General features: G+C 54.0%; 2 protein-coding genes. One reads left to right on the forward strand and one right to left on the reverse strand.

Features of this window, described 5'->3' with window-relative positions; translation table 11 throughout:
- The coding region (locus BN1128_RS00060) for an early set domain-containing protein (protein WP_476774929.1) at nucleotides 1-941 on the reverse strand (941 nt) is incomplete at its 3' end.
- Between the two features lie 523 nt (nucleotides 942-1,464).
- Between BN1128_RS00060 and BN1128_RS00065 the strand changes: the two genes are divergently transcribed.
- Nucleotides 1,465-1,692, forward strand: a 228-nt coding sequence (locus BN1128_RS00065) for a LysR family transcriptional regulator (RefSeq protein ID WP_156140040.1), incomplete at its 3' end; no start/stop codon positions are given.

Below are 1,692 nucleotides of genomic sequence, written 5' to 3' on the forward strand. Positions count from 1 at the left end.
CCGGTTTCGAAGCAGTCACAGGGGATCGCCTGACCGCCGCCGTAACTGCCATCCTTGACCTGGGCCACGCTGTTTTGCCGCATCTCGTGTGTCGCCAGCGCAAACAGGGCATCAAACACCATGTTTCCCGAGCGCAACCGGGGCAGATCGGCCTGCTCCTGATACGTGGTGAAGCTATCCCCCGGATCCCGCAGCTCCTGGGTCGTCGACTGGGCATAGCCGCGATAGTCGGCACCGGCCTGCTTGACCGAGAAGGTGGCGATTTCCTTGACGCCGGCTTTGTGGGTCTGGTACTCCAGCTTCTCGATAAGCTCGTGCCCTTCATGGGGGTTGATCATGCCAAGATCCTCGTCCGTAGCCACGCTGACCCGCAACCAGGGGGCCTGCTCATCCTGACTCGCATCGAGGACAAACTTGTAATACCCCGCCTGCGACACCGACAGGGACGCCAGCTGGCAGCTGCTGTCACAGCGCTGCATCCTGACGCTTTCATTTAATGAAATGGCGCCGCTGGAACCAAAGCCGATCCCATCCTGCGCGGATGCCATCTTTATCTTGTGCTCCCCTGGGGCCAGCTTGGCGACCACCACATAGCGCTTGTCACCCTGATAAACCATCTGCAAGAGAGGTTCTAGGTTGCCATCTACGCCCTTCAGATAGAGACTCTCGCCGTAATTGGGGTCATCACGCACCATGGAAAATTCGATGACGGGCGCCGCCAAATCGGCGTTGGTCACCTTGACCTGAATATCGAGCAACCCTTTTTCGGTCACAACCAGACGGTTGTTCTGGCCATTATTCTGGTAATACATGGGGTAGCGCTGATCGGGGAAAATACTGGTCTCTTTGCGGCTGTCGGCAGAAAAATCAGGATATTTTGTCCACTCCGGCCCCCCTACCTTGAAGGGCGACATGCCTGAATTCATCTTCAAGTTATCCAAGCGGTAGACCCCGTCCTTGAAAACCAGCTTGAATTTGTCTGCGCGATCCCAGCCGCTGAATTCCCCGACCAGATAGAGATCGAAATCCCAAGGGGCCTTCACTTCTGGTTTGACAGTATTATCATTATCGAAAGATGAGCCGTTATCGTTACAACCGGACAAGATGACGCCGCCGCATAATAATGCCACGGATAAAGCCAATGGATGGATTCTCATATATTCCCTTCGTTACTTTATTTTTTGTTATTTGCATGACAACAATAAAAATTGTTTTCACAGCTTACACCGGCATGCAGGGAAGAAAACATAGATGACCTGACTGGCGAGATAGATGTGCTCTATAACGGCATGATATTGCGTGATCACACGCACTAAAATGGCGCTATTGCCGGACAAAACGAATAGAAAACAACGTGAAGAGACACGCATAAAAACCATTTCTGGCGACACTGTGGCGATTGACAGTCTGGCATGCTTGCACTAGCGTTGCGCTCCGCCTGCCCCTGAACGGACACCATTTTCCGTGGACAAACATCTAAGACAATTCATCGAGGTCGCGACCCACAAGAGTGTGAGTCTGGCAGCCAGACATATGGGGCTGAGCCAACCGACGCTGACCCACAACATGAAGAAACTCGAAGAGAGCCTGGGCACGACCCTGCTGATCAGACACGCTGGCGGCGTGACGCTGACCGCAGCCGGGGAGCTGCTGCTGACACAAGCCCGCGTGATGCAACGGATCTACGATGAT

It is taken from the genome of Aeromonas piscicola (assembly GCF_000820005.1).
In the GTDB taxonomy this organism is placed as follows: domain Bacteria; phylum Pseudomonadota; class Gammaproteobacteria; order Enterobacterales; family Aeromonadaceae; genus Aeromonas; species Aeromonas piscicola.